This window comes from Protofrankia sp. CiP1_Cm_nod4 (assembly GCF_982290645.1).
Genome location: NZ_CEVIVC010000066.1, coordinates 1 through 8,991, shown reverse-complemented (window position 1 = coordinate 8,991; position 8,991 = coordinate 1). Strand labels below are relative to the sequence as shown.

Sequence of the window (8,991 nt, the reverse complement as noted above, 5' to 3'; positions counted from 1 at the left end):
GACGCGGCGCCGGACGGTGATCGATGTCGGTCACCCCGGCCTCGGCGGTGGCGCCGGCGAGCTCGGTGAGCAGGCGCAGAGCGGCGTGGGCCGCCGCCGGCGCGAGCGCCGGGTCGACGCCGCGCTCGAACCGGCGGGACGCCTCGGACCCGAGCTGGTGGCGCCGGGCCGTGCGGGCCACCGCGACCGGGTCGAAGTGGGCCGCCTCGATGAGGATCTCGGTGGTGTCGGCGGAGATCTCGGTGGAGGCACCGCCCATGACCCCGGCGAGCGCCACCGGCCCGGAGCCGTCGGCGATGACCAGGTCCTCCGGGTCGAGTTCACGCTTGACGCCGTCGAGGGTGACCAGCCGCTCCCCCTCGCGGGCGCGGCGCACCACGATCGGCCCGGACAGTTTCGCCCGGTCGAAGGCGTGCAGCGGCTGCCCCAGTCCCAGCATGATCAGGTTCGTGACGTCGACCGGTACCGAGATGGGCCGCATGCCCGACAGGGCGAGCCGCCGGGCCAGCCGCAGCGGTGTCACCGCGTCCGGCCGGACCCCGGTGACGACCCGGGCGACATAGCGGCTGCAGGCGGCGGTGTCCTCCACCACGACCGGATACCCTGCCGCGTCCTGTCCAGCTCCGGTCTGTCCAGCTCCGGTCTGTCCAGCTCCGGCCTGTCCGGACGCGGTTTGGCCGGACGCGGTTTGCTCCGGCACCGCGCGCTCGCGATCATCGCCGCGGCCCGCGGGCACGGGCACAGAGGCAGCCTCGGCGGGGTCGTCGAAGGGCAGCCCGAACGCGGCCGCCGCCTCCCGGGCGATCCCGCGCACGGACAGGCCGTAGCCGCGGTCCGGGGTGACGGCGATGTCCAGCACGTCGTCGGCGAGGTCCAGCAGCTCGGCGACGTCGGTCCCCACCGGGGTGTCGGGCGGCAGGACGAGGATCCCGCCATGGTCGTCGCCGATGCCCAGCTCGCTGGCCGAGCAGATCATCCCCTCGCTGAGCTGTCCGTAGGTCCTGCGGGCGGTGATGGTGAAACCACCGGGCAGCACCGCGCCGGGCAGGGCGACAGCCACCCGGTCACCGACGGCGAAGTTGAACGCGCCGCAGATCACCCCTCGGGTGGCGGCCTCAGCCACCCGGACCTGCACCCAGCGCACATCCTTCTTCTTCGTCCGGACGATTTCGATCGAGACCACCTCGCCGACGACGACGCCGGCAAGGTCATGCCCGACCGGCTCGACGGCCTCCACCTCGAAACCGGCCCGGATGAGCGCGTCGGCTACCGCCTTCGCCGGCGGCAGGGCCGGGACGGCCTCCCGCAGCCACGACATCACGATCTTCATGGTCAGTTCCCCGTCCCGAACGAGAGGCCGAAGCGGACGTCCCCGTCGACGAAGTCCCGGATCTCGTGGACGTCGTGGCGGATCATCGCGGCGCGTTCCAGGCCCATCCCGAACGCGAACCCGCTGTAGCGGGCCGGGTCGACCCCGCAGGCGACCAGCACGTTCGGGTCGACCATCCCGCAGCCCCCGACCTCGATCCAGCCCTCGTCCGAGCACACCCGGCACGGCTGGCGGGCCGGCTCGCCCCGGCAGGCGAAGCAGGCGACGTCGAGCTCGGCCGACGGCTCGGTGAACGGGAAGTAGGACGGCCGCAGCCGGGTGGCCAGCCCCGAGCCGAACAGCGCCTGGGCGAAGACCTCCAGCGTCCCGCGCAGGTCGGCCATGGTGATGCCCTCGTCCACCGCCAGGCCCTCGAGCTGGCCGAACACCGGCGAATGCGTGGCGTCGACCGCGTCGTTACGGTACGTCCGCCCCGGGCAGACCACGTACACCGGCAGCGGACGGGACAGCAGGGTGCGGATCTGCACCGGTGAGGTGTGCGTGCGCAGCAGCAGCCCGCTGCCCACCGGGTCGACGTAGAGGGTGTCGTGCGAGCTGCGGGCCGGATGGTCCGGGCCGAGGTTCAGCGCCTCGAAGTTGAACCAGTCGTGCTCGGCTTCCGGCCCCTCGGCCACCTCGTAGCCCATCGCCACGAACACGTCCACCAGATGGTCGGACAGGGCGGACAGCGGATGGCGGGCCCCGAGCGGCCGGCGGGTGCCGGGCAGGGTGACGTCGACGCGCTCCTCGACGAGGACGCGGGCGTCCCGCTCGGCGGTCAGCTCGGCCAGCCGGGCCTCGTAGGCCGCGCGGATCGCCGCGGTGGCGGCGTTGTGCCGGCGGCCGGCCTCGGCCCGTTCGGGCGGGGGCAGTGCGCCGAGCGCGCGGCGGGCGAGCGCCAGGGGTGCGCCCCGGCCGTCGAGGTGCAGGGTCCGCAGCGCGGCGAGCTCGTCGAGGTCGCCCGCGGTGGCGATCGCGGCGGACGCCTGGAGGCGCACCTGCTCGAGGCGGTCGGGGCCGAGCGCGCCGGGATCCACCGACGCCGGGTCGCCACGCTGCGAGCTGGGACGCTGCGAGCCGGGACGTGGATCGGGACGGTCCGGCTCCGTACGCTCCGAGGCAGCACGGTCCGGAACAGCGCTGTTCGAGGCAGCACTGCCTGGTTCGGGACGGTCCGCGCTCGGACGTACCGGACCGGCGTGCTCCGGACCGGTACGTCTGGAGCTGGGGTCGCCGCCGGCGCTCGCTGCCGAGGGGTCGGGCACGTCCGACCGGTGCGGGTCGGCGCTCTGTGTGGACGGGGGCACGCTGGTCATCCTCGTTGATGGTGTTGCTCGTCGATGGCGGTTGTCCGCCGGCGGTGTGTTCTGCGTCTGTGTCTATGTCAGGTGTGTCTATGTCAGGTGTGCCTGTGTCACGTATGTCCGTGTCACGTCTGTTGTGTCCGGGTCCGGGGCTGCCGGTGGTGCCGGTTGGGGCCCGCACCGGTTCCCCGCCACGGTATGGGAAGTCCGCACGCGGCGGGCAGGCCGCCAGCCTGATCCAGGTTTGATCCAGGCTGGTCGTCAGGCCGATGCCCCCTGGCCGGGTGGGCTCGGCACGGCCGGGGCCCCGGCCGGGGCGCCCGCCGGGTGGTTACCGCTCCTCGCGTCGGGTCGGACGACCGTCCGCCCGTATCGGGCCGTCCCCGCCGCCGGGTCTGGCAACGGACCGGACGGGCCGGCGGGCGGGCGGGGACGGTCAGGCGAAGACCGGTGCCCCGGCGGGCACCACGAATCGGAACTCCGCGCCGCCGCCGGGCGCCCGGCCGACCGTGATGCTCCCGCCGTGGGCCTCGATGAGCGCCCGGGCGATGTAGAGCCCGAGGCCGGTGCCGTTCCCGCGGGTGGCCCCGCGCCAGAACTTCGTGAAGACCCGGGAGGCGCTCGCCTCGGGCACGCCCTCGCCCTCGTCGGCCACGCTGACCTCGGCGCCGCCCGGGGTGCCGCGCATGACGATGGTGACGGTGCCGGCGCCGTGCCGCAGAGCGTTGTCCACCAGGTTGTGCAGCACCTGCTCGATCTTGTCGGAGTCGAGCCACATCTCGGGCAGCTCGCCCTCGGTGCGGACCACGAACCGGTCGTGGGTGGCCTCACCCGCCGCGATCTTGCCGTCGACGACCCGGCGCAGGGTCTGCCCGAGGTCCACGATCTGCTTGCGCATCTGGATCCGGCCGGAGTCGATCCGCGAGACGTCGAGCACCTCCGCGAGCAGCCGGGTCACCCGGTCCGCGTCGGTGTTGACGGTGTTGAGCATCAGCTTCTTCTGTTCTTCGGTGAAACGGTCCCACTTCGCCAGCAGGGTGGCGGTGAAGCCCTTGACGCTCGTCAGCGGCGAGCGCAGCTCGTGGGCGACGGTCGAGACCAGGTCGGCGCGGTTGCGTTCCATCCGCTCCCGGCTGGCCGTGTCCCGCAGGGACAGCGAGACGTGCGCCAGCTGCCCGTCCACCCGGACGTAACGAACAGTGACGTTGAGGTCGCGTTCGTCACCCGGGCGGGCCAGGGTGAGACGGCGTTCGGGCTGGCCGGTCACCCTCGGCAGGCCGCGGGTGACCCGCGAGCACTCCCACCAGTCGTTGCCCCGCTCGTCCAGCAGCGGCAGGACGTCGATGAGATGCCGGCCCGGGGCCACGGTCGCGGGCACACCGGTGATCCTGGCGGCGGCCGCGTTGAACACCTCGATCCGGCCCTCGCGGTCCAGGATCACGATTCCGTCCGGCAGGTCGTCCCAGTTCATCGGCAGCGTGGGTGGTGGCTGGGCGGTGGCGGCCTCGCGGCGGCCCACCCCGTCCGCCCGCGGGCCGGGGGCGGACAGCGCATCCCCGTCGACCTCTGGCCTGCGGGCCTGGTCGGGAGCCGACGTGACCGTGTGCGTCACAGCCGTTCACCTCCCCCGACGCCTGCCGCGCCGGATCCGAGCCTCGCCTGTGCGCGCGCTGACGCGTACAGGCAGATCGCCGTGGCCACCGCAAGATTCAGCGACTCGGCCTGACCGTACACCGGTACTCGAAGTACCGCGTCCGCGGACACTACGGTAGCGCGCGGCAAACCTCGTGCCTCGTTACCGAACAGCCATCCGGTGGGTGTGTCCAGCTCCCCCGCGTCCTGCGCGGTGTCGATGTCCCGCGGGGCGGAGGGAGTGGTCGCCACGATACGGCAACCACGTGCCCTGACCTGCCCGATGGCCTCGGCCACGCCGATGTCGGTGACGACCGGCAGGTGGAAGACGCTGCCCGCGGACGCGCGGACCGCCTTCCCGCCGAACGGGTCCACCGACGAGCCGGCGAAGACCACCGCGTCCGCGCCGGCGGCGTCCGCCGACCGCACGATCGTCCCCGCGTTGCCCGGGTCCTGGGTGTCGACGCAGATCGCCACGAGCCGGGGCGCGGCGAGGTCGGCGATGCGGTGGCGCGGCTGCTCGGCCAGGGCGACCACCCCCTGCGGGGTCACGGTCTCCGACAGGGACGCCACCGCCTCGTCCGAGACGACCCGCACCGGTACGCTCGCCGCGCCGACGAGCTCCCCGTAGCGGCCGGCCGCGGACGAGCCGACGAATATCTCCCGCAGCGCCCCGACGGCGAGCCCGGCGGCGACCGCCTGCGGTCCTTCGACCAGGAACTCTCCCCGGGCACGCCGGACCGCCGGACGGCGCAGGCGCCGCGCGGCGAGCACCCGCGCCGAACGCGGGCCAGCGGGCGGGTCCGAAGCCACCGAGGGACGCGGAACCGAGGGGCGCGGGAGAAAGCTGTCCGGCAGCCCCCTCAGGCCGCCTGGGGCTGCTGCGGGGCCGCCGACAGGGCGGCTCGCGCCACTTCGACCAGCGCGGTGAACGCCGCCGGGTCCGTCACCGCGAGGTCGGAGAGGATCTTGCGGTCCACCTCCACGCCGGCCAGGCGCAGCCCCTGGACGAACCGGTTGTAGGTCAGCCCGTTCTGCCGCGCCGCGGCGTTGATCCGAGTGATCCACAACTGGCGGAAGTCGCCCTTGCGGGCCCGCCGGTCGCGGTAGGAGTAGGTCATCGAGTGCAGGACCTGCTCCTTGGCCTTGCGGTACAGCCGGGAGCGCTGGCCCCGGTACCCGCTGGCCTGCTCCAGGACCGTCCGGCGCTTCTTCTGGGCGTTGACCGCCCGCTTGACCCTTGCCATGAGCTGGAGAACTCTCTTTCGGTCGTGGCTGTCAACACCGCAATCACGCAACACCGCATTACGCAACACCGCACGGCACCGCGTCGCGCGACAACCGGTCGCGCGGCACCGCGTCACACGGCACCTTGTCGCCCGGTGCCAGGTCACGCTGTGCCCGGTCGCGCGACGCCGCGTCGCACGGCACCGGCTGGCGCGGCTCCCGGTCGGTGGGAGCGGCCGGCCAGCGGCCGGAGACAGCATGAGCGTATTCTTCGCGCCGCCGGGGGCCCGTAGCACCTCCCCCGAAAGGGATCAGTACCTCGGACGCCTCGGCATCACCCCGAACGAGGTAAGCCGGCGGCTTACGCGTCAGGGGCCGCCGGGGGCCGGCGAGGTCAGCGTGTCAGCAGCTTCTTGATGCGTCCCTCGTCCGCCGGGCTGAGCGTCACCTCGTTGTACAGCCGCCTGGTGCGCCGGCTGGACTTGTGCTCCAGCAGATGGTTGCGGTTCGCCCGGCGGCGCACCACCTTGCCGGAACCGGTGATCCGGAACCGCTTGGCCGCACCGGTGTGGGTCTTCGTCTTGGGCATCTGAGAAGTCCTGTAATCGAGCGGTGATTGATCTCTGACTGATCTGTGACTGAGCGCGCTGGACAGTCGGGTCGTCGGCGGTCGGGCGTCGGTCGTCAGGCCCGGGCGGCCGGCTCTGGCACGCGCTGGGGCCGGGAGCCCTTGTGCGGAGCCATCACCATGGTCATGTTCCGGCCGTCCTGCTTGGGCTGGGCCTCGACATAGCCGAGATCCGCGACGTCCGTGGACAGCCGCTGCAACAGCCGGATGCCCAGCTCGGGCCGGGACTGCTCACGGCCACGGAACATGATCGTTATCTTGACCTTGTCCCCGGCCCGCAGGAACCGCACCACGTGGCCCTTCTTGGTCTCGTAGTCGTGCGGATCAATCTTCGGCCGGAGCTTCATCTCCTTGATGACCGTCTGGACCTGGTTCTTCCGAGCCTCGCGACGCTTCTGGTCGGACTCGTACTTGAACTTCCCGTAGTCCATGAGTTTGCAGACCGGCGGCCGGGCCGTCGGCGCGACCTCGACGAGGTCAAGATCGGCCTCCTGGGCGAGCCGCATCGCCTCGGCGATGGCGACAATGCCGATCTGTTCGCCTTCGGGGCCGACGAGGCGCACCTCGGGTACCCTGATCCGGTCGTTGATGCGGGACTCTACGCTGATGTGGTTCCCTCCGTGACTCGACGCGCGGGCACGACCTGCCGCTGCGGAGCCCTGCGCCCGGATGACCCGGACACCCGACCGACACGCCGTCATACAACGGCTCGGCCGACCGGCGACCCGGCCGTTGTACCGGCAACAGCATCCTGCGCCGGCAACGACATCGGGTGGGAGGCAAGCCTCCGCTTGGCCTTGTCACAGGACCGGGCCGTTGTCGGGCCCCGGTCCGGATAACAAGCGGTCGACCGACAGCGTAGCAGAACGAGCCGGATACCACGATCACCTGACCATGGGACGCCAGCCCCACCGGCCGGGCCCGTCGTCACACGAGCGTGAACCCTGTCACACGCGCACCGGCCCACCGCCACCGGCCGGGCGCCGCCCGCCGGCGCGCCCCACACGCCCCCCGATGTTCCCCGCACTCCCCTCGACGCACTCCACACGCGGTCCGCGGTACGCCCTCACATGGCCGCGAGCTGGTGCAGCAGGTCGCCGTCGATGGTGGCCATGACCGGGCCGGCGATGTCGAGCACGATGGCGCGGTGGCCCGCCCGTACCGCCTCCGCGCCGAGCAGCCGCCCCGGGACGGGCACCGGCCGGGCCGCCCGCCGCCACCGGGCCAGGGCGTCGACGCCGCTGAAGGCCGGGATCGCGGTCGCGCCGGACGGCACCCGCAACGTCACCAGGACCATCTCGGAGGTCTTCTCCGCCCCGGTGCCGCCGTCGGCTTCCACCAGGCGCGCCTCGATCGCGACGAAGACCCGCGCACCGGCCAGCGCCGCCGCCACCGCCGGTTCGTCCCCGCCGGCGAGAGCGGCCCGCAGCGCCTCGTCGGCACCGCCCTGGTCACCCTGGCCGGAGGGGGTCAGCAGCTCCCGCTTCACCGCTCGACCTTACGCATCCTCACGCATCCCCGCCCGCTCCGGGCGCGCGTCTCCCGCGCACACCCTCGGCGCATACGCACCGACACGTTCCGGACGCCACGACTCGATGCGCCACCTGCTCGCTCCTCCCCGCCGTCCTGTTGCCGCCACGGCCCGCAGGCGCCGGTGCGCGGTCACCGCGGGCGGCCTCCGGCCCCCCGGGGAAGATCAACCGGCCACGGGGTCCACCGCGGCGGCGAGCTCGCCGAAGGCGGCCCGGGTACGGCGCCGCAGGTCGGACCAGGCCGCCGCCCGGCCATCGGTCAGCACGGGGTCGAACGGGACGACGACGATGGTGTGGGCACGCTCCGCCAGCCGCGCCAGCCGGCGGCGCGCGCGGCCGGGCCACCGCGTCGGGACGGTCTCCACCACCGCGATCGTCACGGAGCCGGCCAGCTCGCCCCGGCCGGTGCCGGCGAGCGCGTCCAGCGCGCCGTCCACCGCCGACAGCGCCACCGTGCTGGCACGCACGGTCAGCACCAGGGTGTCGGCCCGGGCCAGCAGCGCCGCCGGCAGCGGACGGCTCCAGCCCGGCGGGCTGTCGAGCAGCGCCACCTCGTACCACTCCCCGACGGCGTCGAGTGCCCGGCCGACCTCCTCGACCCGGCCGGCATCCTCGGCGGGGCGCCCGCCGGCGTCCACGCCCGCCGCTCCCAGCATGACGTCGAGGCCCGCCCGCGCCGGCCCCGCCAGGCCCACCGGCCCTCCCGCGCCCGGCGGGCCCGCCGACACCACCAGGCCCGCCAGCCCTCTCACACCCGGCGGCCGCGCCGACACCAGCGGGCCCGCCGGGCCCGTCCCGCCCGTCGCACCGGCGCCGGCGGCGAACCGGCGGATTTCGGGTAACTCGGGCAATTCGGGTGACGGCGGCGGCAGCCCGCTCGCCGCGCGGGCGGTCTCCCCTGGCCCAGGCGCTGGGCCCGCTCCCCGGCCGGCCAGTGGGCCCAGCCGGGCGGCGAGCGTCCCGGGCTGGTCGGCGGACACGTCCACCGCGATGATCCGGTCACGGCGGGACGCCGCGAGCGCCATCGCGATGCCAGCCGTCACCGTCGTACGTCCGCAACCGCCCTCGAGCCCGCCGACGTGCACCCACCGGCACCGGGTCTCGACCGTGTCGGGACCAGCATGCCCGGCGGCCAGGCGCCCCGCCGCGGTGGCCCGCAGCCGCGGCAGGCCCGCGGCGACCGGGCCGGCGCCAGCCGCCCGGAACTCGCCCACGTCCGGCGTCCAGCCCGGCCCGTCCGACACCCGCGCCGGTGGACGGCCGGCGGTGGCGGCCGGCGCTTCGAGCCCTCCCCGACCC

Annotated in this window: 9 protein-coding genes; all 9 read right to left on the bottom strand. The window is 73.9% G+C overall.

Annotated features, from left to right (window positions below; translation table 11 throughout):
- Positions 1–1,330, bottom strand: a 1,330-nt coding sequence (locus AC5LSR_RS13965; RefSeq protein WP_493468546.1) for a phenylalanine--tRNA ligase subunit beta, incomplete at its 3' end; no start/stop codon positions are given.
- A gap of 2 nt (positions 1,331–1,332) precedes the next feature.
- The gene (gene pheS / locus AC5LSR_RS13960) at positions 1,333–2,406 is read right to left on the bottom strand and encodes a phenylalanine--tRNA ligase subunit alpha (RefSeq protein WP_250283373.1); all 1,074 of its coding nucleotides are present in this window, start codon (positions 2,404–2,406) and stop codon (positions 1,333–1,335) included.
- A 703-nt stretch (positions 2,407–3,109) separates the two neighbouring features.
- Positions 3,110–4,285: a sensor histidine kinase gene (locus tag AC5LSR_RS13955; protein ID WP_445548479.1), complete on the bottom strand. Its 1,176-nt coding sequence runs from the start codon at positions 4,283–4,285 to the stop codon at positions 3,110–3,112.
- Entirely contained in the window at positions 4,282–5,118 is an 837-nt protein-coding gene (locus AC5LSR_RS13950; protein ID WP_250283355.1) for a TrmH family RNA methyltransferase, read from the bottom strand. The genes AC5LSR_RS13955 and AC5LSR_RS13950 overlap by 4 nt, the downstream gene beginning before the upstream one ends.
- Before the next feature lie 50 nt (positions 5,119–5,168).
- Positions 5,169–5,552, bottom strand: a complete 384-nt coding sequence (rplT, locus tag AC5LSR_RS13945) for a 50S ribosomal protein L20 (protein WP_250283357.1) — start codon at positions 5,550–5,552, stop codon at positions 5,169–5,171.
- Positions 5,553–5,926: 374 nt separating this feature from the next.
- A complete protein-coding gene (rpmI, locus tag AC5LSR_RS13940) occupies positions 5,927–6,121 on the bottom strand; it encodes a 50S ribosomal protein L35 (RefSeq protein ID WP_250283359.1) in 195 nt (64 codons plus the stop codon).
- A gap of 95 nt (positions 6,122–6,216) precedes the next feature.
- Positions 6,217–6,723, bottom strand: coding sequence for a translation initiation factor IF-3 (infC, locus tag AC5LSR_RS13935; protein ID WP_250292079.1), 507 nt, complete (start codon positions 6,721–6,723; stop codon positions 6,217–6,219).
- A 503-nt stretch (positions 6,724–7,226) separates the two neighbouring features.
- Complete coding sequence (locus AC5LSR_RS13930; protein ID WP_250283363.1) at positions 7,227–7,649, bottom strand: SseB family protein; 423 nt, start codon at positions 7,647–7,649, stop codon at positions 7,227–7,229.
- A 207-nt stretch (positions 7,650–7,856) separates the two neighbouring features.
- Positions 7,857–8,991: MinD/ParA family ATP-binding protein (locus AC5LSR_RS13925; protein WP_493468545.1), on the bottom strand; the 1,135-nt coding region annotated here is incomplete at its 5' end.

What these genes read in the sequence shown, in the direction of transcription:
- rplT (WP_250283357.1), bottom strand. Translation starts at nt 5,552, where the DNA reads ATGGCAAGGGTCAAGCGGGCGGTCAACGCCCAGAAGAAGCGCCGGACG.
- rpmI (WP_250283359.1), bottom strand. Translation starts at nt 6,121, where the DNA reads ATGCCCAAGACGAAGACCCACACCGGTGCGGCCAAGCGGTTCCGGATC.